Origin of the sequence: Roseofilum reptotaenium CS-1145 (assembly GCF_028330985.1) — a bacterium.
Taxonomy (GTDB): Bacteria; Cyanobacteriota; Cyanobacteriia; order Cyanobacteriales; family Desertifilaceae; genus Roseofilum; species Roseofilum reptotaenium.
Genome location: NZ_JAQMUE010000088.1, coordinates 57598 through 82733, shown reverse-complemented (window position 1 = coordinate 82733; position 25136 = coordinate 57598). Strand labels below are relative to the sequence as shown.

General features: G+C 44.2%; 23 protein-coding genes and 1 CRISPR repeat array. Of the genes, 6 read left to right on the top strand and 17 right to left on the bottom strand.

The window, feature by feature from the left end; translation table 11 throughout:
• Positions 1-31 precede the first annotated feature (31 nt).
• Positions 32-661 carry a hypothetical protein gene (locus PN466_RS19875; protein ID WP_271942890.1) on the bottom strand — a complete coding sequence of 210 codons (630 nt, stop codon included), beginning with the start codon at positions 659-661 and terminating at the stop codon, positions 32-34.
• Between the two features lie 159 nt (positions 662-820).
• On the opposite strand from PN466_RS19875, the gene PN466_RS19870 reads away from it, so the two are divergent.
• The gene (locus tag PN466_RS19870) at positions 821-1117 is read left to right on the top strand and encodes a DUF3288 family protein (protein WP_271942888.1); all 297 of its coding nucleotides are present in this window, start codon (positions 821-823) and stop codon (positions 1115-1117) included.
• Positions 1118-1194: 77 nt separating this feature from the next.
• On the opposite strand, the gene PN466_RS19865 is transcribed toward PN466_RS19870, so the two are convergent.
• From PN466_RS19865 to PN466_RS19855, 3 genes are all read right to left on the bottom strand, one after another.
• A complete protein-coding gene (locus PN466_RS19865; RefSeq protein WP_271942887.1) occupies positions 1195-2607 on the bottom strand; it encodes an MlaD family protein in 1413 nt (470 codons plus the stop codon).
• A gap of 40 nt (positions 2608-2647) precedes the next feature.
• Positions 2648-3430 carry an ABC transporter ATP-binding protein gene (locus PN466_RS19860; RefSeq protein WP_271942885.1) on the bottom strand — a complete coding sequence of 261 codons (783 nt, stop codon included), beginning with the start codon at positions 3428-3430 and terminating at the stop codon, positions 2648-2650.
• A 127-nt stretch (positions 3431-3557) separates the two neighbouring features.
• Complete coding sequence (locus PN466_RS19855) at positions 3558-4307, bottom strand: DUF4344 domain-containing metallopeptidase (protein ID WP_271942883.1); 750 nt, start codon at positions 4305-4307, stop codon at positions 3558-3560.
• A 387-nt stretch (positions 4308-4694) separates the two neighbouring features.
• Between PN466_RS19855 and PN466_RS19850 the strand changes: the two genes are divergently transcribed.
• Both PN466_RS19850 and PN466_RS19845 read left to right on the top strand, forming a co-directional pair.
• Positions 4695-6185 carry an FAD-linked oxidase C-terminal domain-containing protein gene (locus tag PN466_RS19850; RefSeq protein ID WP_271942881.1) on the top strand — a complete coding sequence of 497 codons (1491 nt, stop codon included), beginning with the start codon at positions 4695-4697 and terminating at the stop codon, positions 6183-6185.
• A gap of 78 nt (positions 6186-6263) precedes the next feature.
• Positions 6264-8165 carry a sensor histidine kinase gene (locus PN466_RS19845; protein WP_271942879.1) on the top strand — a complete coding sequence of 634 codons (1902 nt, stop codon included), beginning with the start codon at positions 6264-6266 and terminating at the stop codon, positions 8163-8165.
• Between the two features lie 252 nt (positions 8166-8417).
• Positions 8418-9411: direct repeats of the CRISPR family, unit length 37 nt; unit sequence GTTTCAATCCCTCATAGGGATTTATGTTGGTTTCAAC.
• Between the two features lie 229 nt (positions 9412-9640).
• Here the strand turns inward: PN466_RS19845 and cas2 are convergent.
• From cas2 to cas3, 13 genes are all read right to left on the bottom strand, one after another.
• Entirely contained in the window at positions 9641-9913 is a 273-nt protein-coding gene (gene cas2, locus PN466_RS19840; protein ID WP_271942877.1) for a CRISPR-associated endonuclease Cas2, read from the bottom strand.
• An 8-nt stretch (positions 9914-9921) separates the two neighbouring features.
• A complete protein-coding gene (gene cas1d / locus PN466_RS19835) occupies positions 9922-10944 on the bottom strand; it encodes a type I-D CRISPR-associated endonuclease Cas1d (RefSeq protein ID WP_271942875.1) in 1023 nt (340 codons plus the stop codon).
• A gap of 156 nt (positions 10945-11100) precedes the next feature.
• Positions 11101-11688: a CRISPR-associated protein Cas4 gene (cas4, locus tag PN466_RS19830; RefSeq protein ID WP_271942873.1), complete on the bottom strand. Its 588-nt coding sequence runs from the start codon at positions 11686-11688 to the stop codon at positions 11101-11103.
• Positions 11689-11742: 54 nt separating this feature from the next.
• Positions 11743-12564 carry a CRISPR-associated endoribonuclease Cas6 gene (gene cas6 / locus PN466_RS19825; protein WP_271942871.1) on the bottom strand — a complete coding sequence of 274 codons (822 nt, stop codon included), beginning with the start codon at positions 12562-12564 and terminating at the stop codon, positions 11743-11745.
• A 12-nt stretch (positions 12565-12576) separates the two neighbouring features.
• Positions 12577-13200, bottom strand: coding sequence for a hypothetical protein (locus tag PN466_RS19820; protein WP_271942869.1), 624 nt, complete (start codon positions 13198-13200; stop codon positions 12577-12579).
• A gap of 7 nt (positions 13201-13207) precedes the next feature.
• Complete coding sequence (locus tag PN466_RS19815) at positions 13208-13813, bottom strand: hypothetical protein (RefSeq protein WP_271942866.1); 606 nt, start codon at positions 13811-13813, stop codon at positions 13208-13210.
• Positions 13814-13830: 17 nt separating this feature from the next.
• Positions 13831-14439, bottom strand: a complete 609-nt coding sequence (locus PN466_RS19810; protein WP_271942863.1) for a hypothetical protein — start codon at positions 14437-14439, stop codon at positions 13831-13833.
• A gap of 98 nt (positions 14440-14537) precedes the next feature.
• Complete coding sequence (gene cas5d / locus PN466_RS19805; protein ID WP_271942860.1) at positions 14538-15281, bottom strand: type I-D CRISPR-associated protein Cas5/Csc1; 744 nt, start codon at positions 15279-15281, stop codon at positions 14538-14540.
• A 5-nt stretch (positions 15282-15286) separates the two neighbouring features.
• On the bottom strand, positions 15287-16318 hold the full coding sequence (gene cas7d / locus PN466_RS19800) for a type I-D CRISPR-associated protein Cas7/Csc2 (protein WP_271942857.1): 1032 nt from the start codon (positions 16316-16318) through the stop codon (positions 15287-15289).
• A 94-nt stretch (positions 16319-16412) separates the two neighbouring features.
• A complete protein-coding gene (gene cas10d, locus PN466_RS19795; protein ID WP_271942854.1) occupies positions 16413-19808 on the bottom strand; it encodes a type I-D CRISPR-associated protein Cas10d/Csc3 in 3396 nt (1131 codons plus the stop codon).
• The gene (gene hepT / locus PN466_RS19790; protein WP_271942851.1) at positions 19801-20244 is read right to left on the bottom strand and encodes a type VII toxin-antitoxin system HepT family RNase toxin; all 444 of its coding nucleotides are present in this window, start codon (positions 20242-20244) and stop codon (positions 19801-19803) included. Before hepT ends, cas10d begins: the two co-directional genes overlap by 8 nt.
• Positions 20241-20855, bottom strand: coding sequence for a type VII toxin-antitoxin system MntA family adenylyltransferase antitoxin (gene mntA / locus PN466_RS19785; protein ID WP_271942848.1), 615 nt, complete (start codon positions 20853-20855; stop codon positions 20241-20243). The genes hepT and mntA overlap by 4 nt, the downstream gene beginning before the upstream one ends.
• Before the next feature lie 106 nt (positions 20856-20961).
• Positions 20962-23145, bottom strand: coding sequence for a type I-D CRISPR-associated helicase Cas3' (gene cas3 / locus PN466_RS19780; RefSeq protein ID WP_271942845.1), 2184 nt, complete (start codon positions 23143-23145; stop codon positions 20962-20964).
• Between the two features lie 219 nt (positions 23146-23364).
• On the opposite strand from cas3, the gene PN466_RS19775 reads away from it, so the two are divergent.
• The 3 genes from PN466_RS19775 (at position 23365) to PN466_RS19765 (ending at position 25105) form a co-directional block, all read left to right on the top strand.
• Positions 23365-24246 (top strand): WYL domain-containing protein, encoded by an 882-nt coding sequence (locus tag PN466_RS19775; RefSeq protein WP_271942842.1) that lies wholly within the window; start codon positions 23365-23367, stop codon positions 24244-24246.
• 91 nt (positions 24247-24337) lie between these two features.
• Positions 24338-24706: a YccF domain-containing protein gene (locus PN466_RS19770; protein ID WP_271942839.1), complete on the top strand. Its 369-nt coding sequence runs from the start codon at positions 24338-24340 to the stop codon at positions 24704-24706.
• A gap of 213 nt (positions 24707-24919) precedes the next feature.
• On the top strand, positions 24920-25105 hold the full coding sequence (locus PN466_RS19765; protein ID WP_271942836.1) for a hypothetical protein: 186 nt from the start codon (positions 24920-24922) through the stop codon (positions 25103-25105).
• The last annotated feature ends 31 nt before the right edge of the window (positions 25106-25136 follow it).

Sequence of the window (25136 nt, the reverse complement as noted above, 5' to 3'; positions counted from 1 at the left end):
CTATTCCCATTAGGTCTTCTAATTGGAAACCTTAATATCCCCAAGGTTTAGAGGATAACGGTTCCGGTGCTAAATTCGGCAAAGACTCAGAAATAGCAGGAACCGAACGTTGTTCGACTGGCTCAAGGAAAATCGTAGTCTCTGGATTTTGAGGAACTAAACCGGTATCTTCGGTTTCTGCTTGGGATGCCATCCGATTTTTTAAGATTTCACTAGCCGTAACTAATTGACGCTCATAGCGTTCTAGATTTTGCAGAAGGTCGTATTTTTTCATCCATTCTTGCTGTGTTTGCACCGTTAGACTATAGATTCCCATGGTAGCTGCACCCAAACCTAGGGTACAAAAAAAGAGGATTTTTTCGATCGCCCGTAGAGCGACTACACTCTTTGGTAATTGGTTATGTTTTGGATCTAAGCGTTTAACGGTTCCTGATTGAGTTAATCCCTGAACTGACGTAGATTTATCGACAACCCGTCGCTGAAAGCGGTCATTCCGAGCAATCTGTGAAGGCACTCTAGAAGAACTAGCCGATGGCGAAGTGGATGGTATTTTAGGAGCTTGAGGTTGGGAAGAGACTAACCGCAGTCTGGAACGATTCGGGTTGTGTAAACGAGGTTGGCGACGAGGGGAGGAATCGGGAAAGGATTTGAGAGCAACCATGGAATTGAATAAATTTGGGAGTAGTTTAACATTAATGCTCGAGGCTCGGAATCAATGGCTTAACTCATAGGTCAAGGATTCCGTTTAGTCATATTATGGTTTAGATGGTATAGCACTGTCTCCCTTTTGCCGGTTGATTGAAGTTCAGGATAGAGCGTTATGAATCATGAATCTGGAAAGGATCAAAAGCATCCCCGTGAGGATCGCGATCGCCTGATTGTGGATCAATTGCTCCAACATTCTGGAGAACCGACAGATTTTCATTTAGTAGAATTAGCGCGTTTGAGAATTCGTTACCAAGATTTTCCAGGTGCTAGAGCGCTACAACAGGATTTAAACCGCGCCATGCAACAGTGGAACTTGAATAAGGAAGCCTTATTTGAGCGAACCCGTGCCATTCATATCCAAGGATTGGTGTATAAACGAGGAAACAATCAACAGGAGGATTGGAGTTAGAGGGCTGTGCGCTGTGCGCTAGGGAATAGGGAATCTCTGTATCTCCGTGTCTCTGTGTCGTCCATCTCCCCATCTCCCTATGGATTAAAATCAAGCGAGGGTGTGGAAGGGGAAAAATCCGCAGAGGGAAACTCTGGATTCAGTTCAAAGAGGGTTTTCGGTTCAATCTTAAAATCCACTTTGATATTAGAATCCATATCCTGGGCTATGTTCCAGTCCGTTAACTCTGGAGCATTGAATGCCTCAACTTGTGGCAACTGTTGCTGAAACTTGGGAGATTGCATTTGGGTTTTAATCGGCTCTAAAACCTGGGCAATTTCCGCTTGTTCTTCTAAACGTTCTGTAGAAGAAACCAATTGACCCAAACCATTAACCAAATTACGAATATTCTGGCGAAATTGGGGATCGCCGAGCAAATCATCCATATCTGAGGTTATTTTTTGGGCATTTTGAAATGTTGAGCGAGCTGAATCTAAGGTTTGTTGGAGCATCAACAAAGTCGTAGGATTGTTAATGCCATCAGATAAATCTTTTAAGTTGGTAGAAGCTTGGGCAGCATTGGCTGAAAGCGTTTCTAGGTTATTAATCAACTCTCCTTGTTGCACTTGAGTGAGAATTGGGGTCAACGTAGATACCGCAGTTTTCATCTCCTCGGATGTGCGCTCTAAATTCGCTAAGGTGCTAGTAAGATTGGTGCGATTTTGGGCAATCAAACCATTCATATTTTGTAGTGCGGTTCTTAGTTCGGCACTGGTGCTTTCCACTTGTCTAGTCAGTTGGGCACTACTTTCAGTAAATTGGGTGGTTGCTTGCAGGGTGGATTGACGAATTTGATCCGCTGCCGCACCTACGGATTCAGTTGCATTAGAGATCGTACTGATTTCTCCCTTAGCCAGGGTCGTTAGTTCTGCTAGTTCAGCGCTCAGAACTGTAAAATTTTCAGTCGCAGATGTTGCTCCGTCCAGGGTAGACATCAGACGAGCATAAAATTCTTCCGAACTAAAGAGTTCTGCCATATCTAGACCCCTGCGTAGGAGTTCAACATAGCTGACTCCAATTTGGCCAGAAAGTCGGCTTCCTTCGCAAATAACCACGGTCCGATCGCAGTCCTGACTCTGAGCCGAAGTCATATTTGCTGGCACAGAAGATAAGGGAATAATATCAATTGTCGTGGAGCCAACTAAACCGGATTGATTGGCTTCAATGAGCGCATTTTTTGGCATCACCAAATCTGCTTGATGAATATTAAGGGTGACATCAACCCCATTTGATCCCGGATTAATGGCAGCCACGGAACCCACTTCGACCCCACGATATCGAACTTCTGCCCCAATTTGCATTCCTTCAGTATTGTCAAATTCGACAATTACGGAGTAAATTTGTCTACCAAAAGTTGCTCCGCGTAACCAAAGGATAAGACCGCCAAAAAGTCCCATCCCAACTAAAATAAGTAACCCAACTGAACCTTCTCGAATTGTCCGTTGACGCATGATGGTTTTCGCTTCCCTACAAGATCGTACCCGCTTTATCTTAACTGATGACGGGAATCGGGCCCTCTAAGCTCCCGGCGGCAAATTGACGAATATAGGGATTATCTGTGTCATCAATTTCTTCAATTTTGCCATCCCATTGGACTTTACCCTGGTGCATGAAGACGATCCGATCTGTGGTGCGGCGAATGGTACTTTCTTGGTGGGTGACCATTACATAGGTACTACAGCCTCCTTGTTTCTCTTTGAGGGAGCGAATCAAGTCTTCAACTACGGTAGAGGCAATGGGATCGAGTCCAGCAGTGGGTTCATCGTAGAGCAGGACTTCGGGATGGTCTTGGGGATCTTGGGGATTTTCCATAATGGCTCGGGCAAAGCTGACTCGTTTGCGCATTCCTCCAGATAGTTGAGCCGGGAAGCGATCGCTAATTCCCGATAATCCCACTAATTCCAGTTTTGTTTCTACCATTTCCCGGATGTGTTTCTGAGGAATTTTGCCTTCTTGATAGAGTCGAAATCCGACATTTTCCGCCACAGTTAACGAGTCAAATAAGGCAGCCTGTTGAAAGACCATACCAATCGTAATTGGGTCTTGGATATCTCCCACTAACCCTTCACGCTTTTGTCCAGAGACATAAATTTCGCCAGCATCCGGTTGATGTAAACCAGCAATAATTCTTAGGATTGTGGACTTCCCTGTCCCGGAGGGCCCGATAATCCCTAATGCTTCTCCTTTGTAGATCGTCAGGTCAAGGTTATCTAAAATCCTGCTTTGACCAAAGGTTTGGCAAATACCGCGCAGTTCAATTAAGGGTTCACCCATGGAATATGCATAATTTGGCTGGCTTTTGGCAGTATACTCGATTAAGGGCTATTTGCCAATGTGATGCACAGGGTGAAGAATGTAGGGAATAGGATAGTCTTGTAATTGCCTATTGCCTAGCGTTATATCATTTCCAAAAAGGTTCTAGTAAAGTGCCCCATGCCTCTGATTTTTGCTCGTATTCTTCCTCGCATATTTCCGCCCGTTCTTCTGGTAAATATCCCTCTTCGGGCAAGAATGCAAATTCCTGGCGATCGCTACCATAGATTAAACATGCCGTATCATAAAAACGTTGTGAACTTAACGCATGTTCGCCCCAAAAAGGAAGACTTTCGAGATTTTCTGCTTCCTCTGCTGCTTCTGCTTCAAACTGAAACATCCCACTCAATGCTCCCGCATCATCTTCATAAACATCAAGGAGAATAATCGTGGCAAACGTATCAACAGCATCTTCTTCTTTTCCTATAATTGGGAGTTCGTACAGATCGACTAAAGCATGACCGAGTTCGTGAAAAAAGGTAAATAAACTCGCATCAATAACTGCATATGCAAAATCTTCTTCAGTTTCACTATTTTCTGTAAAAATTGAGAGAAATTCATCGATCAACTCATAACACATCGTAATGGTCACTGCATTTGGATCGTAATAAGCATTAGCTTCATCACAAGTGGTGAAAACAACAGTGATATCCGTTGGAAATACAAGCATTTCGTTTAAATCACTTGCCAGATCATCATAAAACTCAGTCTCAATCAATGCGGTGCGGATATTTGCCCATACTTCGTCGTCGGTTTCCTCATAACTCATAATAATGTCACCCCTATCTTCGATCTGAGATTGGGAGTCATAGGCATCAGATGTAATCGTCTCGCCCATAGTGCAATTACTTAAACTGCCTAATAACGTTAATGAGAGTACACTTTTTGCTAAATACGGATAGCTCTGCTGGCATACTCTATGAAAATGATTCATTATTAATTTAGTGATTTTAGTTATGGGGTGAGGGGTATCCCTCGATGGAATAGAGGCTATATAGAGTATAGTGGCAGTGTCTGGTGCATCAATAAAGGACTTAACTTTGTTCCCTCTTCCCCGTTCCCTGTCGGTAATCGCGGAAACGTCAGCATCTCAAACCGTGACAAAAGGGCGATCGCTTCACGGATGACAACAGTCTCTAGAGAGACCAAAAGAATTATTTTAAGGCAGCAACAACTCCTCGATCTTGGTTAAAGTAGAAACAGTGACTTTTTTTTCTGGATCTCCATGCTCAGTTCGCCCCCCCAAGTCTCCCGCACTAACTCAGATTGGAAACGTATTATTCGCGACTTTGAACAAGTCCTTGGCCGTAGAAACGTCATCCAGCGCAAGGAAGAACTTCTAACCTATGAATGTGATGGATTGACCAGTTATCGGGTGCGGCCGAAACTGGTATTACTGCCGCGCGATACGGAAGAAGTGGCAGAAACCGTCAAATTATGCGATCGCTACCAACTTCCCTGGGTAGCACGGGGCGCAGGCACGGGACTCTCTGGGGGCGCTCTACCCGTGGAAAATGGAGTGTTAATTTCTACGGCATTTATGCGTAATATCCTAGATATTGACCTGGAAAATCAACAAGTGGTAGTGCAACCGGCTGTCATTAATAACTGGGTGACCGAAGCAGTCAGTGGTTCAGGGTTCTATTATGCCCCCGATCCCTCCAGTCAAATTATTTGCTCCATTGGCGGTAATGTAGCGGAAAACTCAGGAGGAGTCCATTGTTTCAAGTATGGAGTCACCACCAACCACGTTCTCGGCTTAAAACTTGTGCTTCCCGATGGTTCTATCGTTGATGTGGGTGGAGAAGTACCAGAAATGCCTGGATATGACCTAACAGGATTGTTTGTTGGTTCAGAAGGAACCCTAGGCATTGCCACGGAAATTCGATTGCGGATTATTAAACAAGCGGAAGCCATTCAAGTCCTGCTCGCTGATTTTACCAGTATTGAAGCAGCAGGGGCTGCGGTTTCTGATATTGTCAGCAGCGGTATTATTCCGGCTGGTATGGAAATGATGGATAACTTTAGCATTAATGCGGTTGAAGATGTGGTGGCCAGCAATTGTTATCCCAGAGATGCGGTTGCTATTCTCTTAGTTGAAGTAGATGGGTTAGAGGTAGAAGTGGCAGAAAATGCGAAACGCATTGCCGAAATTTGCCGCCAAAATGGAGCCAGACAGATCGAGACAGCGACCGATCCAGAGGAACGTCTAAAATTATGGAAAGGTCGTAAATCAGCGTTTGCGGCGGTGGGTAAAATCAAACCAGATTATTATGTCCAGGATGGGGTTATTCCCCGGACTCAATTGCCCTATGTTCTAGGAGAAATTGAGAAACTGAGTAAAAGCTATGGCTATCCGGTGGCTAATGTATTTCATGCCGGAGATGGAAATCTTCATCCCCTTTTGCTCTACGATAATTCTATTCCTGGAGCTTTAGAAACGGTAGAGAAATTAGGAGGAGAAATTCTAAAAATCTGTGTGCAAGTAGGGGGCAGTATTTCGGGAGAACATGGCATTGGGGCCGATAAACTCTGTTATATGGAACAGATGTTTACACCCGTAGATTTGGAAACGATGCAATGGGTGAGAAGTGTGTTTAATCCCCAAGGTTTAGCGAATCCTGGTAAGTTGTTTCCAACTCCCAAAAGTTGTGGTGAAGCGGCTCAGTTGAAATCTCAGTTGGCGCAGGAGAATCCCAACGTGGATCTATTTTAGGTCTAAAATGAATCTCTAAGGTAAGTATATTAACGTTTATGGCTCGCGATCGCGTCAGCGATGCGGAGTATTCTCTCTATGTTCACTATGATCCGCTTTCCAATCAAATTATCGGCAATCAGTAGGCATCGTATTTTCATTTCAGCGATCGTCATGGCGACGATCGCCAGTTCCACGATTATTGGGTACTACACTTATCAGAGAGCTTACCAGGCTCTGCTCAAGAAACTTCAGAATCATGCCCTGAAAGAGGTCAAAGATGGGGTACAAGAGGTCGATCAATGGATTAGTCAGCGCAAGACAGAAGTCGAAACGATCGCCAATAGTCCCACGGCTCGCTCATTAGATTGGGATCAGATTAAGCCTTATTTAGTCCAAGAAGCCGAAAGAATTGAGCCATTTAATCTTGGAGCCTTTTTTGAGAAAACAGGACGTTTTCATACCAGTCAAGGGAAGACGAATCAGGCTCAAGATCGCCTGTATTTCCAGCGAGCCATGCAAGGGAAAGTAAATGTTTCCGATCCTCTGATTTCCCGTTCCACAGGCTTATTACAGATTATGATTGTTGCGCCGATCACTCCAGATGCGCCTTTAGATTATCAGTCACAAGGGGCGATCGCTGCTCCAGTTCCCCTAAAACGTTTAATACAAGTCATTGAGCAGTTATCCTATGGCCCAAACAGTTATGCATTTATGCTCGATTCTCAGGGGGTTCCCATTGTTCCTCGCGATCTGGAAATCTTTGGATTTGAAAGCAATGAACCCACCTCATTACTCAAAAATAAAGATCCAGTATTAAGGCTCTTAGCACAACAAATGGTTAACGGGAATCAGGGAATTAATTTAGTCAATTGGTTGGATCGGAAATACTATCTTGCCTATGTGCCCCTAGAAGAAGCCAATTTTTCTATTGCTTTAGTTATCCCCCGCCAAAATATTGACCAAGATTTGCGACCTTTACATATTCTAGCATTCATGATCGTTGCGGTTGTCTTGTTGATGCTATTCGTTGTCTGGCGAGCGCAAAACTGGGAACAAAATTATCTGCGTCAAGCCAAAGAAAAATCCGATAAAAATGCCCATGAATTAAGCGTGACTTTAGCTGAATTACAATGGACTCAAGCGCAATTAGTTCAAACGGAGAAAATGTCTTCTTTGGGACAGTTGGTCGCTGGAGTTGCCCATGAATTCAACAATCCTGTGAACTTCATCCATGGGAATTTAATTTACGCCCACCAATATTTTAATGATTTAACAGAACTGGTTAAAACTTATCAAGATTATACGCCCGATCCCCCTGAAGAAATCACTCAAAAACTAGAGGAAATAGATTGGGATTTTTTAGAGTCAGATTTGCACAAGTTGTTGAATTCGATGAAATCAGGTACTGAGCGAGTCCGACAGTTAGTGAAAGGGTTACGCACCTTTTCCAGTTTAGATGAAGAAGGTCGTAAATTGGTCAATCTGAATGAGCATTTAGATCTTACATTGAGTATTCTAGTGAACCGTTTAAATCTAAAAGTAAATGATGAAAAAATTTTGGTAATTCGAGACTATAGAGAGTGGCCTTTGATTGAGTGTTATCCTGGGCTTCTCAATCAAGTTTTCCTCAATCTTTTGAACAATTCGATTGATGCTATTGAAGAAGCTGTGCAACAAGGGAAATGGTCTGATCAAAATTTAGAACAACCGAAAATTGAGATTAGAACTGAAGTCCTCAACTCCGGGGAAATTAAAGTGACAATCAAAGATAATGGAGTGGGGATTCCGGATCAGATTAGAGAACGAATTTTTGACCCATTTTTTACCACTAAAGTAGTAGGTAAAGGGACAGGGTTAGGCTTGGCAACCAGTTATCAAATTGTGGTCAATAAACATCAAGGTATTTTGAATTATCATTCCACCTTAAATGAAGGTAGTGAGTTTTATCTTCAGTTACCATCAACTTACGGCGATTTGTGCTGTTGTCGCAGTACATGAGTGGGTTGTAGCACTTCTCTCTTCTATGGAATACAGCTTGAAGCCTTAGACTCTAATACTATTTCTTTATGAAGCGGGGCTTCATAAAGAAAATGAAGATATCATAGGTAGTGAAATAGCAAAAAAAAAGTAAGGTTTTTATGGCAGGTGTATTAAAAGTGTAGCGGAGCTAGAAAAATTTTCCCTTATAGGGATTTATGTTGGTTTCAACTTTACTGTAGCTCCATAATTCGAGTTATTGACGATATGCTTGTTTCAATCCCTCATAGGGATTTATGTTGGTTTCAACCTTAAACGCCAGCCGATTCATTTCGATAAATTTTTTGCTGTTTCAATCCCTCATAGGGATTTATGTTGGTTTCAACATAACATTTCCGTCCGCTTATCTCGATGGTGCTGATTGGCGTTTCAATCCCTCATAGGGATTTATGTTGGTTTCAACGATCGGGCCCCCATCTGGGAATGCCCCGAGTTTGTTTCAATCCCTCATAGGGATTTATGTTGGTTTCAACAATTTTATTTGGATCGGGTTTTGGGTGAGGATTTGCCTCTGTTTCAATCCCTCATAGGGATTTATGTTGGTTTCAACTAAAGGCAGTGTGCTGATCAAAGCTTTGTAATCAGCGTTTCAATCCCTCATAGGGATTTATGTTGGTTTCAACCCAAAGGGTCCCCACTTACTGGATGTCTTGAAATATCCAGTTTCAATCCCTCATAGGGATTTATGTTGGTTTCAACTCACCTGGTACGTCCAGCCCTTATCCTCTGTAAAGTTTCAATCCCTCATAGGGATTTATGTTGGTTTCAACTATTGGCTTGTAGCCTACCTCCTGCCCTTCATTACCGCCAATGTTTCAATCCCTCATAGGGATTTATGTTGGTTTCAACTTTCCAATAAGGGGGTAATTGCCTCTTATGCCAAGTTTCAATCCCTCATAGGGATTTATGTTGGTTTCAACATGATTGAATAGCTGGATAATTCTAATTGCCTTAGTTTCAATCCCTCATAGGGATTTATGTTGGTTTCAACGCTGCGGTGAGGCTGGCTTTTGTGCTATGGGTTGTTTCAATCCCTCATAGGGATTTATGTTGGTTTCAACTTCCGTATTCTTGCGAAATACATATTTCTTTTTTGTTGTTTCAATCCCTCATAGGGATTTATGTTGGTTTCAACCCGCGTATTTGGAATCCAACGATGACCCGATATGAGTTTCAATCCCTCATAGGGATTTATGTTGGTTTCAACTGCTGGCTCCTGAGACCCTTATGATATTTGGTTTTCAAGGTACATTTCCGACAGACACGTCCAATGGTAGCTCACTGGAGAGTAAAAAGCAAGTCGAAAGCGCTGAAACCCTTACCCTGTCTAGTCCGACGCTACCTTGAAACCCCAAAAACGCTGTAAGGCGAACTGGGTGAGCGATACAGCGTTTTTGGACTCAAGGGCGATTTCCACACCCCCCTAGCGTCGGATTTTAGGCGAAAAAGATGGAGTCGTCGCGGGGTTGTTCACCGCCGATGCGTTCTACTTTACCTTGGCAACAACCGCAGAGGAAGTAGAACCGAATGCTATCGGTGTCAGGTTTAATGACTTTGCTCAGTCGCTGGCGCAGTTTGGCGTACTGAGTTGGGTTGAGTTCACACTCGAAGACCGAATATTGCATCCATTGTCCGTAGGATTTGAGGATTTTGTGGATGCGGGTGCGCCGTTTGTCTTCGGGGATATCGTAGCTGATGACGATGAACATGGGTGGGGTTATTGCAGGACTAGGGGAGGGTATTGTTCGGTTTCGCCCATCAGGTATTTGCCCAGGAGACGGGCTTGAATTTCAAAGGCTTCTTGGTAGGTGCATTTGGTTTTCATGACAGGGTGCTTGAAGGAGGATTGTTTTTTGTCTTTATACAGGCTGAGGAAGGTTTTCAGGGCTTCGCGGGTGAGGGCGGTTTCGTTGCTGATCGGTTGTTGGGTGAAGTCGCTGGGGCTGAAAACTTGACGGTTGATGGCTTCGAGAACCATACTATCGACAACTAAAGGGCGAAATTCTTCCATCAAGTCTAGGGCTAGAGCAGGACGACCATAGTGTTTAACATGGAGATAGCCGAGATAGGGATCGAAGCCGACGATGTTGACGGCGCTTTGGATGTCGTGGCGCAGGAGGGCGTAACCGAGGCTGAGTAGGGAGTTGACGGGATCGGTGGGAGGGCGACGGTTGCGGGTGGTGAAGGTGAAGTCTGGGTTTTGGATGAGTTGTTTGAAGCACCGGAAGTAGGCGGCACTTCCGGCTCCTTCAAGTCCTCGGAGGGAGTTGATCTGCTCGGTGGTGGCGTTAGCGAAGCTTTCCGAAGGAATCGCCCCTATAATACCTTTCAACTGTTCAATCTCTTCGCTCAGATCAATGTCCGCCCGTCGTCCTCTACGCTGTAAGGTGGTGCGGTAGTTTTTCAGTTTCCCCCGTACAAAGGCTTGCACCAAGTGAATGGCTTGGGGAGTGTTGCCATCAGCCGCCCATTGATGTTGGCGCAGAAAGATGTTTTTTCTCAGTTCTGGTTCTAAACAGCCGCGATATTTTCCAGTGGAGGAGAGCAAGGTAAAGGGAATGCGACGGTTGAGCAGTTCTTCAGCTAGGGCAGGGGAAAAGTTGACGGCTCCAAAAGCCACTACTCCATCAACTTTAATCAGAGGAACGTCGGCAATTTTTTGTTTTTCAACTTTGACGTGAATGCGTTCATCTACTTTCCCGATGAAGGCGTTTTCTTGGGTGACATAAAGGGTTCCCATGGTGGTTTCTCCTTGTTAGTGTTTGTGGTATGAGATGAGATAGGGGGATGGGGGGATAGGGGGATAGGGAGAAAAATGCTTTTCCCACTCCCTATTCCCTATTCCCTATTCCCTATTACTTATTCCCTATTCCCTTGAAAAAAGCACGAAGCGCTATTACCTGGCTTCTTGATAGGTTTTGAGTTTTTTGGTGGCTTGGGGCAAACAGGCACTATACAGGCTACATCCACGGCATCTGGGGCTGTATTTGGGTTGGGGTATGTGGTCTCCTGAAAAGAGGTTTTGGATGGCTTGGATGGCGGCGATCTCCCCTTGCCGCAAAGTATCATCAATCTTCACAGGATGCCGTTGGTGAGATTGGGCATAATAGACAAAGCCTTGGGTAACCGCAGTGCCAGTCATTTCTTCGAGACAGAGTGCTTGAGCGCAGACTTGGAGGGCATCGTTTTCATGGTCTCCCACTTTTCCTCGCTTATACTCGACGGGATAAAGTTGGCCATTTTGGGCTTCAATTAAATCAGATTTGCCAATCAGGTTATACTGTTCGGATTTGAGCCAAATGGCTCGAACTTGCCAGGTTTCATCGCGCATTTCTTGACTGAGGGTGTGGACGCGATCGTGAATGGTTGTCCCTTCAATGGTGTAGGCATTGTCTTCAAATTCTCCCGTACAAAACATGCGCCAACAGCGATGGGGACAATAGGCATATTGATTGAGCGAAGATATGGGAATTTCAGTGTTCATGGTAATTGGTAATTGGTAATTGTTAATTGGAGATCGCCCCATCTCCCCATCCCCCTATCCCCCCACCCTAGCGATCCGTCTTGCCATGCCCATTCCCATGGTAGTTTTGCGTCCAATTCCACAGTAAAGGGCATAGTTCGCGAGAGCGTTAAGGTGTTTGAGAGTGGTAGGGGTGGTATCGCCCAGAAGTCGGAAGGTAATTTCGCCGATAGAGCCGATAAATTTACTGCGTTTATCGGCAACGATCGCCGTTTCGATATGGAAAAAACTAGGAAATACGGTATCTAGAACCAGTTCGGGCATCTCAATACCGCTATATTTGTTCCACCGTTGGCGCAGACTGGCGAAGAGGCGATCGCCACTGGGCAGCGCCGTATCATATTTGCCTTGGCGGAAAGCCATGGGGGTGGCAATACAGAAGCGAAAGGTATTGTCGCTCTCTGAAGCTTCATCATAGAGTTGGGCGTAAGGACAGGAGTTTGCCCAGGGATGGGTAGACTGGGGAGAGGCGAGGATACTGGTAATTGTCAGATCCGCAGGGCCTAAATGCCAAGGTTTATTTGGGTTGAGATGGAGCCACAGTTGAGTGAGTTCTCCGAAGAGCGCGTCATCCAGCAGGGAGATCCGCCACCAGCAGGCGGTTTGAGCAGGGATAGCTTGCTGATATTCGTAGGATAGGGTTTTGAAGTGGCGACGAGTTTGCAGGGGGGAGAGGGTGAAGGCTTTGTCTGCTTGGGAGTCGTGCAGGCGATCGCCAAGGGTGCGATCGACGGAGCTAACCAGGTTGAGGAAAAGAGCGTGCAGATGTCGTCCGCTCAGGTATCCGAGGGGAATGGGAGAGAGGGGAACAAGGTTGAGGACGAGGCTGTAGGGCATGTCAATTCAAAATTAGGGATGTTGGGTGCTGAGGTAGGTTTGGATGGGATGGAGGAGGATGCCGAGGATTTTGTCGATCTGGTTGATGTAGTATTCTGGGCGATCGATGAAGGCAAGGTTATTTTTGAGCATGATAAATTTCCAAACGGTTCCGGTAGAAACTGCACCATAAATAGCGGGTAAAGCTTGATTTTGCCGTTGGTTAAACAGTTGAGCAGCAACCATAGTAGCGATACATTGTCCGAGTCCACCTTTGATGTTTTCGTTTTTGGCTTCGACAATGGTAATAATGGGAGTGCGGATAAAATATTGTTCGGGGGAGCAACTGAGGATGTAGTCGCAGTAGCTAGGGAGTTCCCGTTCTCCATCAACATCAAATTCCGTTCCCGAAAATAGGCTAATTTGAGCCTGAATTTGGCGACGAACTTCGGCTAAAATGGGCGCAATTAAGAATTCCGATCGCGCTTTTTCGGTGTTTATCGCCGTCGCTAAGGGTAAGTATTCATCTAGAGTTTGCTGGAGATAGTCAGAGGGCGTAATTTCTGGAATTTCGGTAAACAGGTTGCGATCTTCTTCCAGTTGCAGATCGAGATGGGTTTGCACGCTTTCGAGGGTAGTGAAGTTACTGTAAGACATAGTAAAATTAGGGGATAAGAGTACGAATAAGAATGCGTAAGAGCGGTTCTATATCTTCCAAAACTCGATAACTGTCTAACCCTTCCTGGAAGTGTTTTTGTTCCCGATCTAAGCGCCCAAATTTCCAGATGAAGCCCGTTGTTACCGCACCAATCAAGATCGGCTGGTTGGGTGTCTTTTCCCAGCGATCCAGCGCAATCATTTCTGCCACCAGTTGCGTGAAACCATAGGTTAAATCTTCTTTTTTCGCTTCGATGACTAATAACTGACTTTCGGTTCTGAGCAAATAATCTAGAATCCCTTGCAGTGGGTCAACTTTTAAGGGATATTCAATGCGTAACGACGCTTGGGTATACTCAACCAAGTCTAAAACTATATGGGAAATCAGGACTTCCCGACGGGAGGTTTCGGTGGTTAAGCTGACATGGGGTAGAACTCGCTCGATCCGCGATCGCGTTTGTTTGAGCAGCTCCAATTCTCCTGAGTATTGGGGGAGATCTAGGCGGGATCTTTCTAAGGAATAACCAAATTCTTCGGCTAAATCTTGGGGATCAATGCTCAAGCCAAAAATTTGACTAAAAGTGTAAGATTGATTAGGTTCTAAAGTTGACATGATTTGAAGGTTGTAATTTAGGAAATGAGAGTGCAAACTAAAATTCGCAATAGGGTTTCGAGATCTTCAGGGACTCGATAGGAATTTAATCCTTGCTGAATGGTTTTAGTCGTTCTGTCTAGGGTAGCAAATTCCCATATTTTTCCTGTCGTTATAGCACCTATAAAGCAGTCTTGATCGGTGCTTTTTTCCCATTGATCTAAGGCAATCAGTTCAGTCACCAGTTGGGTAAAGCCGTAATCTAAGTCCTCTTTTTTCGCTTCGACAATAAGTAGGCGATCTTTCCCTTCAAGTAAGTAATCTAAAGATCCCTGTAGTTGCTCGCTCACTTTAATGGCATATTCAATTTTTAACTCAGATTTAGTATAATGCACTACATCTAAGAGGATGGGAGCAATGAGAATCTCTCGCCGTGCGGTTTCCGTGGATAAGCTGACGTAGGGTAAAGCTTCTTCAATTCGCGATCGCGTTTGTTCTGTGCGATCGAGTGCACCTTCATATTGGGGTAAATTCAACCATTCTCGCTGAAACCCATAACCCAACTGATGAGCCAAATCTTTCGCTTCAATTCTCAAGGAAGAGATTTGACTAAAGGTATAGGTTTGATCATCTTTTAAGATTGTCATATTTCCCTCTTTCATCAATTGTTAACGATGGTTAGAGAGAGCCAGTCAATCATGCATGATTCACATTTTCCAAACTAGCTCTCTAAACCTTATCTTGCTTATGGTGCAAATTGGTAAGCCATACCAGCAGGGATCTTAAGCTTACGAGATTGAGCCTGGATTTCAATCTGATAGTAAGAACCGCGCAAATGCACATTACGGATCAAACTCACTGGAGGCATGTTAATCACATCATAGCTGATGACTTGGTGGGAAAACATCACATCCAAAGGATTGAGTGCATCGCGATAGACAAACTCTTGTTCCGAAGCTGAAGCTTTCACCTCTTGCAAATCTTTACAAGTGACTTCTGCTTTACTTAACCATTTACCCAAACGAATCCACCATTTTTTTGAAGGATTCCATTGCGGTAGGTTAATCTTCTTGGATGTAATCACAAAGCATTCAAATAAACTCTCTGGTGCAACCTCCTTATTGCGTCCAAAACTGGGCCAGTTTTTCGCTGTTTTTTCCATCTCCACATGGTAGTTGTTATTAGCATATTTCCAAGTCGTCAGGACAGTTTGATAATGCACTGCTCTAGCAGGAGTCACATAAATTCCCTGTTGATTCAAAGGGGTAAGATGTTCCTTATACTGGGGGACTTGATGGCGGCAAAAGTAGCGATAAGACTCAGTTTCATTAACCGTAGTTGCATATTGAGGATTATCCACCAATCCCAGAGCATAACAGAGGGCATAATTGTGAATAATCGGTTCAGTTTCATACAGTCTACCGATTTCACGAGTAGCAAAATAGAGAGTATCATGAAGTTCCAGTTGCAGGTGATAAATAAAAGCCATGATTGTTAGGATTTTGCAGTAGCAGCAGCTTTCTTACCTTTAATGTATTTTGAAGCATAGTCTTTAGCTTCCCGATTTGCGGTTTCCAACAACTCTTTTAGCTTGTCTTCATTGCCGATAATCTCTTTGACTTCAGTTAACAAAGGAACAAAGCGATCACCAATGTAATCTTGATGCACTAGATATTCATCTGACATTAAAGTAGACATAGTTTCTTGAGCTGCTTCGATCACATCATCCTCATTTAATGGGTTAAATTCTTCTTGCTTATCTCCTTGTTTCAATTTTTCTCCTTGTTTCAAAAAGTCATAAATGGATTGAGTCCACCGCAAGTTACTGGTGATTTCTCCATCAGAAAAGATTACACCAATAAAGTGATTCCTAACCCGTCCAGTGCGAGTGGTTTGCGCTCCATAGTGGCGGGTGCGTAAAATGTTGTTGAAGACATAGATAAACCCTGCTTCTGTGGGATCTTTTAGGGTGACAATGCTGGGAAAAAAGACCTGGGGTTTAATATGATCTTGTCGGTTAATCCGACTAGTGACTTCTCCAGGTTTGCTGTCACCTTCTCCCTTAGAAGCCATAGTTCCATTTTCATAGGGTGCATTTAGGGTAAAGGATTGATGAGATTTAGTAAAATCGGTAATGGAAAACGCTGTATCAACGACGACTTTTGATTTTTCTGAACCGGAATCACCGATCGCAAATCCATAAATAATACAGTCGGGGTTATTCATAGCAAATTTAACATTGTACTCGCACTCTTCAGCCGTCATCAATCCGTAGTTTCGCAGGAGTTCCCGTCCCACCAAACGCTCTGGTGTAGATTGTTTGCGCTTGAACATGGCAAGGCGACTAATGGGGGTTTGATCTTGGATTCCGGCACGAACTCGTGATTTATTTAACTCGCCATCCGTTTGAAAGAGAGGATAGGATTCGGTGACACGGATGGTGAGGAAGTGAGCATATTTTCCCATGGGTTTATAAGGAATAGCATCATGGAAAAATTTGGCATCGACAGTAGTTAAAAATGACATAGTTTTGGTCTCCTAATAAATGTGAAAATGGGTGTGTTTGGGCGAGTTTAGAAAATTTTCTGCTGGATCTCAAAGTTGATCTCAGAACCCGCCCCTACGAGGATTCTTTGTTTTGTTCATATTGTTGGTTTTCTTTGTCATCTGCGAGGCGATAGAGAAATTCGCAAGTATCTCGAATTAAGTTAATTGGTTGTCCTGACAAAAGAGCGCGATCGCCGCTAAAGTATTTATCGAAAACTTCGACGACAAAATATTCAGCAAACTCTAATATTTTCTGGCGTTCTTCTTCTCTGTTTTTGAATACCCAACGTCCTTCAGCCGTAGAATTATGCACCCGATCCATAAGTTTATAAATCTCAGCCGCGACAACAAAAACTAAGGTTTCTCCTTGAAAGACGGCAGATTCAGCTTTGAGTATGGTTTCCGAGGCAATATCAATGGGTTTCAATACGGCATTGGCTTTGGGATTGTATCGCTTATTGGCGCGATAAAATTGGCGATAGAGTTCAGTGAGTTTTTTGGGGTGATTTAAGGGGGATTCTTCAGACACGATCAACTCCTGATTTTCATAACTACAATACGGATCGAAACAGGGATAAAAGGCATAGGCATAGAGACGGACTCTTTTCATAGAAATATTCTCTATACTTTGACCGCGTATCCAGGCGTTCAGGGCACTAAAAACTGTCAGAGGACTGGTTTGTAAATCTCGCGCCAGTTCCGAGAGTTTACCCCAGTGGGCATCATATTTTCCTTTGCCTTGTTTGGCGTTAACATCGAGGTGAATGGCATAGGCAGCAGTGAGGACTTTAAGCGGTGCAGGATACAGTTTTCTGCCGTGCTTTTCTTTCCAGCCTTCGAGAATATAGTCGAGACGAAAATAATCGGCTTGCACTAATGATTGGAAGGCTTGGGGGGCGCTATCGAGAAAAACTGTTTGCTCGAATTCTGCGCCATCCTTGAATGGGGGAATGGGAGATTCAGAAACAACGGTTTTGACATCTAAAATTAGGGGAAACGCGAAGGCTAACCAGGTGGGCATTACCCAGGATTCGGTATCCGTTGGATCTCGTCCTGGAGGGAGTGCCATAAAGTAGAACGTGAGGGGTTGATTTTCAGGATAGGAGAGCTTGAAGGTGCGGTCAAATTTGCGGTTCGGATCGTTTTCGGGTAGGGCTTTTTTGGTTGCTAAGTCTTCCTCCATGAGAAAAACATCGGCGCTTTGATAGTTGTCCCGGCTAAAATCGGCTTGTAAGTCATCATTGATAAAATGGTTACGCAGACTCGTATTAAATCGGGTTTGGGCAATATTCCGGTAAGCTTGATGTAGAAACTTGTTGGTTTCTGGGGTGAAGTAGTAGGTGGGATAGAAGTAGAGATAGCGATATTTGCCCTCCTCAAAGCGTTTGCCAACGGCTTGGGTTTGATTCATCAAAATTTGCCTGAGCATCATCTCTGTGCCCGAAATACTGGAGATATTGCGCTTGGCATTGGAGCCGCCTAACATCTGTTTATTGGTGTAGACTTGGGGCGTGAATAAAACGGCTGATTCCATTTGTTCGCTGACGCTATAGGGAGAATGGGAAATGGAGCAAATGAGCTGTTTTCCCCGTCCTGGTTTTTTCGCCAGTTGGTAATGCTCTAATTCTTTGAAAAAGATGTCAGCTTGTGCCAATTCCTGGGGTTGATTATCGGGTAACATCACCACTTGTTCCACCCATAAGCGCACATCTTCCCAACCATCAGCTAAGGAATATTGCTCTACAATGGGATTAATGAGTTGGGCGATATGGGAAATCACCGTTTCGCAGGTTTCGCGCACGTCTTCGATACCGGGATGATGTTGGAGATATTTGGCAGCGAGAAAATACCATTCATAGGGAACGCCTCCAGTATTGCCTTTGAGTTTTAAGGCTTTTAAGCTCTCGTTAATGCGCTGAATTTCCCGAATTTGAGGTAAGTATTGTTCGAGTTGCCAAAATTTGGCGACTTCATGCACTAAATCGAGATTCGGTAATGGGGGTAATGCCTTCTCTTTTTTGCGAGCGGCTTCAATTTTGTGGACTTGCTCTCCCCAAATCTTGCGGGTGAGGGCATCTCCGAATTCCGCGAGGCGATCGCATCTGATATCATCACTGAAGCTAAAGTCATAGTCGGCTGAGAGTACCTGTTTTTGCTGAAACTTAACGAGGTTCTCGCTGCGGCTTTTGGCAACGGAAGGCTTTTTATCATGTAAAATTCGTAAGGTTGCCTTTAATGCCACTTGCATTAAGCCCACAATATCGAAAAACTGTTCGTAATAATCGGCATATTTCATGCCTTTACCATCGCGACTAAATCCGGTTTGTCGCAGGACTAATTGATTTCGACATAAGGCTTTAATTTTCTCCACCACCCGGTTGGGTAAGTCTGCTCTGGAAATGGGGGGAGCATTGCGACGAGCAAGGTAAATGACTCCTGTGGGAAGATAGAGTAAGGGCTTGTAATTGTTACCCTCTCCCCCAACCCCCTCTTCCGTGGGAGAGGAGGCATTTAGAGAAGTATGAGCTTCCATTAAGGCGTTATTGACGACATTGGTTAGCACGCCTCGGTTTTCGGCAATGCTGTGATAAGTAAACTTTAGTTCTCCGTCGCTGAGGCTGTGAATGAGTTGTTGCAGGCGCGAAGTTTCTGCATCTTGGGGATGTTTGATAATGGAGGAAAGGGAGTCAGCTAAACAGGCAAGTTCGGCTAGGCAAATGAGAGTGCGATCGCGTAAACTCGGATTAAGCCCAAATTCGGAAAAATTCCAGTTCGTTCCCCATCTTCTCTGAGCATTATAGGCAACACAAAGTAAATCATCAATATAGTCTTGATAACCCTGGGGATTTTCGGGATCTAAAAATAGATCTAATCCCAGTTGGACGATTTTCTGGGCAATGATTTGCCGATGTTCCTCCTTTTGCAGATCCCGGCAATCTTCCGGCACATCGGCAAATTTCTCAAAGTCATGGAGAATAAATCCGGCAATCAGTAACCGGCGCTCTGGCTCATCAATTTCCCGGCGCACGGTGGTATTCAGTTTTTGCAGCTCTCGTTCGACTAAGTTGGCTGGAAATAAGCCATTGAGTAGATGGGTGTTCAAGGATTGATCGGCAGCATTGCGGCGATTGTATCCTTCTTCGCGCTCTTCATCTAGGCGATCGAAATATTTCCCACCTTTAGCTGTAACTCCAATCGTATATTTGAGCAAATTGGGAAGCACATACTCGGCAAAATCAGCCATGATGCGATCGCCTGGATTTTCGGCTGTAATGGCTTGTTTGAGTAGCTTCAGCGTCAACAGTTCAGCCGGTTGTGAGGCAATTTCGCGAGTCGTTTTGTCTAAGCCGAGATCGATTTCTTCTGAATCCCATCCCTCTTGTAGATCTTCGTCTATTTCGGGTTCGCAGGCAGGATCAAATAAGGAAAGTTGTTGGGTTTCCGGTTCAGATTTACGTTTTTTAGCCACGATCGTCCTCTAGAGTGTCTAAGTATTGGAGAATTTGTCTTTGATATTTGGGATATTCCTGTAGAGCGAGTTGAATACATTCGTGGATTTTTACCGGATCGATTTCATCGTACATATGAACTAATCGATTTCTTAAGCTACCGGATGGGGCTAATATTTTCGCTAACTCTGGAGTAAGAATACCACAGCGACTCATTTCCTCGAAGGTATCAAAATTCTTCTCCGGTTGTGGTAGGTTGACAGTCTTCAACAAATACCGATTAACATCAATCGCGACTTGAAAGGAAAGCTGTAATAATCGCTCAACCATTAATTGGGTATTGGAATCAGCCAGATAGTCTGTTAGCGAGATAGCACACAAAGGCTCTAGTCGATTAAGGTAATCATCCAGAAAATCAAGCTTCCTTAAAACAATATTAGGATCGACTTCAGTCATACACCTTTCCTCTGCAAAGAGCGTTCGAGTTTTTGCCGAAGATCGCGACGCATTTGTTTTAATTCTGCATCACTCATGAGATGATGGCGCTGGAAGTTTTCAAACTCTCCTGGGAGTTTCTCATAAATGACTTTTCCATCTCGTGCCACATAATGAGCAATTAAGGGAGAACAGCGATTGAGTTCGACAATATCCATATTATCGTCGTTCAATCCAAAGATTTCTCCGAGAATGTGAAAAGCTTCTAACCATCTCCAGGCATTTTGTTTTAGGATGGGTTCTCTGAGTTCTTCATCGTAGAGTACGGCAAAATCCCAATCACTATTTTCTTGATTGTCTCCTCTAGCGCGAGAACCAAATAAAACTAGCATTTTCAGATAAGGAATTTTCGCGGATACCTGCTCTGATTTTTGATCCAATATTTGGATTTTTGTTAACATCCGATACTCGTATTGATTATGGCGAATCTTCCGTGCCTCAATAGAGTAGCCTTTTTTACGTGCTTCATGAATAGTATGTCCAAAGCGCCAGGTTACTTTGTCAGCAAGTTCATCACTGGAATGCCACAGATGATCGTGCAGTACTTCAAGCAGTTTCTTAAGATTAGTCATTTTTTTTATATGATTTTCCTTATGAATGGACTAAGATTGATTTACAATCAAGGCTTTCAGCAATCTTCTCTTTTAACTGACTGATTGCGATTGAGGGATTGGAACTCTAAACTATCCATTCTTCATCTCCTTTGCTCTTTAAGGTGTACGCGAGAGTATCTATCAGTAGTGCCGATTGTCCGAAGGCAATAGAATAGGGTGCGGTAGGATCGAGCAGACTGTTGGCATCGCTGATGGGATAAATCTGGAAATGCATGGGTAACCGTAGGCGCGATCGCACTTCACCGACTGGAAAACGCAACACATAGCTCACCAACCCCTGACGCTTCAGACGGTTATTAATGCCATCGATCCAAGGATTTTCGGGTTGCCAAACTTCCAACCCCACCAATACCTGAACCTTCCACGCATCTGCTACCGGTTGCAGTTCTGCGGGATAAATAAACCGCCAGTTGAGGCGCTCTTCCCGATAAGCGTGCAGTTTCATAAATCCCAAGCAATACTGAAATTGTCCCTTGGGAATTACGGTATTGAGGCGATCGCCAGTTTCCCGAAGCGAATACATAAACGCCTTCTCCGTCATCACTTCCACATCCAAATTTCCCAAAATACCTGGTAACTCGTAGGTTTTGAACCGATCCGCCTCATGGGTTTCCGTCAGATCGTATAAACCGTATTGCAAGCTACTCGAACCCCGGAAACTTGCCGCATCTTCTAAAATTGGATTTCCTGTCTTATTTCCGGATAGCTCTTGCCATTCTCTTCCCCATTTTTTACTTAAACCATATAACTTGACTAGACGAGTCTTGAAAATCTGTTCTGATATCGATTCAAAGGCTTCCGCACTCTCTTTGTAAACGGCTTTAATCGTCTTATGATGCTTCAACTGGCTGCACAAAACCATCGACTGCACCGCACCCCACCGGGAATAGTAACCGCGAAAGTCATTGATTTGGCGATAGTTGTCAGTAATCTGCTGGTGGAAAAAGGGGCGATCGCAACGTTGTCCTGGTTCTAATGGTGCAGTTTCTCCACTAAACAGTCGTTCAACGAAAAACTGGGGAACCAAAGCATAAGCCGTAAAGCCATCAAACGGGATATAGTTTCCCTCGCGATCGTAACCCTGATGTCGTCCCAATCGTCCCAAACGCTGAATAAAATTACCCCCATCTGCCGCTTCAAACAACAGGAAGTTAATCTTAAAATCTACCCCTACATCAATGGTGCTGGTTCCTATTACCAGATCCGCCGAGAGAGACTGAGCTTTAACTTGTTTTCCCGATAAGCCGGTATTTTCGCCAACCTCTAAGCCGTAAGGAGAGAGCAAGTTACTAAAAAATGGAGTGAGTCGCTTGACTGCGGCAATGGAATTCAGAATAATTGCCCCTTTGCTCCCTGGTTTATCCTGAAACTGTTGGACAATCAACTCGCTGTTGTCTTTTAGCCACTGTTCTGAAGAATTCCCTGATGATTCCAACGGGATAAAGTTCAGCGATATTTCTCCCGTAACTCTACGCCACTCTTGTTCTGATAAGGCTTGCGCTTCCTCTGGAGTCTCTGGAAATTGATACTTATGCTCGTCGATCGGATTAATTTCATGGCAACGAAATCCAGCATCTTTTAATTTTTCTTTGAACTCTGAATTCGGTGTAGCTGAGAGGAATAAAAACTTTTTGCGGCGGTTAGTACAGCGAATTAAAAGTAGAGTATTGATGACGCTGGCAATTTGGGGAGCGGCAAAAACATGGAATTCATCAAAGATAAATAAGTCAAAGTTTTTATCGAGTCTTTGCCATAATTGATCGGGACTGTCTTTCGAGGTGAGATATGCGCCTCGGTGGAGATAGTGAAAGATATCTGGGTTAGTTAAAATAATATCAGATTGCGTAATGCGAGTGGCGATCGCCCCAGCTTTCTTCAAACCCTCTTGTTCGGCATACAATTCTAACTCTGCCCCACTTAACCGCACCACACGCAGATCGTTGTGCGGTTGGAATTTGGCGATATAGTCTTGAACCTGCTTCTCTTGATCTCTCGCTAATTCATTGGTCGGGTAAAGCGCGATACAATATTCTTTACTTTGCAAACTCGATAAATAGGCGGCTAAACTTTTGCCATCTCCGGTCATCGCCGTATTAAACACCACATCAATATCAGGATTTTGTAGCGCTTTCCACGTCTCCAACTGATGCCAAGATAATCGCCACTTTTTCGGGAGTTTAATCTTGTCAATGGATTCCGTTGCTGGACAAGAATAAACAGATTTTAGGGTAATGGCATACTCATTCATGGGTTGACTGCCTTGAGTAAAAATGGTTTTTCATCGCTGCTTCTTCACTCATCACACTCACTATTCTACAAGTCACTGGAAAAGGACTTTTCCTAGGCGCGATCGCCTAATGTTTCCTTCATTTCCATATTTTTGTGTCCGTAACTGCTTGATATCTCCCATAATAGTGCTGAAAATAGAGAAAATCAATAATTGCACCCATAAAGTGTCCGTACAAATATGAGTCGTAAAGGTCAATCCATAACTCTATCCGTATCCGAACGAGACAAAGCCCATTTAGAGCAACTTGCGGGAGAATTCGGCATGACTTGGGGAGAAAAGCCGAATATCTCTAAACTCATTACGGCGATCGCCCGCCAACAGCTCCGCATAGCCCCCAATAACGACTGGTTACGCGAGAGAATAGAACTGCTCAACCGGGTTAGAAATCTGCTGGTTGATTATGGAAAACTGCTAGAAGCCAAAGAAATTGCCCAAATATTGTGCGATCGCGGCGAACTCTCGCTTCCCCTCAGACAAGAAATCGAAGCCTTTCTAAACGCTCCCATTCCCGCATGGAGAGAACAAATTGAAACCTTCATCCACCGTCAACAACCCTTCCGTCTCTCCTACCGAGATGCCGCCGATCGCCCCTGGCACTACACTGTCCTTTATGCTCGCATTATCCCCATTGAAAAACGAGAATATCTGCTCTGTCGTTGCCAAGAAACTGAGGGTAATTACGATATCAAAGAACTCTGCCACAATTGGAGCCTGCTGCTAGAGCGCATCCAAGAAGCTGCCGTAGTTTCTGTCAATCAAAAATGGCAACCCGACTTAGAATACATCACCGTAGAACTGTGCCTATCTGGAGGATTAGCCTTTGGATACCGCAGCAAACCCGGCGATCAATTTGTGGGTAACCTCGAAGGCGATCCACCCACTCGACAAGTCATACGGAAAATCTATAGTAGCTTCTGGTTTATGCGCGATATTCGCCCCTACGGGAAAAACTGTGAGATTATTGCACCGCAGAACTTGCGCGATCGCTACATCCAAGAACTCCTCCAGCAATGTCAGCAATATGGCATCAGCATCCCAGAAGAGGGCGATCGTCCCTAATCCTCTCAAACCTTCTTGATATTATTAAATATCGCACTCTAGGTTTGATACAATCAACCCATTTAGTCTTTCAACAGGAGATAAACCAGTTATGACACTCTTAGGTAACCTGATCTGGTTGATTTGTGGTGGCTTCATCTCTGGATTGGGCTATATTATCGGTGGTCTGGGTATGTGTATAACCATTATCGGAATTCCGTTCGGTTTACAAACCATGAAAATTGGTTTTGCCACCTTTACCCCGTTTGGTAAAGAGATCGAAGTGAGTCCCGGTGCATCTGGGATAATTCCCACGATCTTGAATATCATTTGGGTGGTTTGCTTTGGTTGGGAAATTGCCCTTTCTCACCTCCTCCATGGGGCACTTTTGTTTATTACCATTATTGGGATTCCTTTTGCCCAACAGCACTTTAAGTTAATTCCTTTAGCCTTGTTTCCCTTCGGACGGGAACTTCGTTAGCTGGGGGGCTTCTAAGAAAATACCGAAGCTAACCCCCCGATCGCCTAAGAGTAGACGGTTACAATTCTGGAATAGTCTATTCGTGTTTCCGCTTGTTTTTTTTCCAGAATTGGATTATAACAGCTAAGAGGTAGCCGATAGTATCCGGGGAATCCCAGATGAATTGAGCAGACAGTTAGCTAAAGCAGCAAACGGAGATTTGACCCGATGAACGTGAGTTTTGTTCTTTTAACTTTTTCAACCCTGATGGCTACCGTGTTTAATCCTCTGGTATCCGATCGCGTTTTATCCGATCAGCCGACAATGTCCCTACTAGAGCGGCTTGAGCAAGATCAAGTGCAGTGTAATGTGTTTGTGGTTGAAGGAGATCGCCTACAAAGAGTGTGTCAACTTCGCTAGGTTATGGTTTGAGGCAATAGGCAATAGAAAA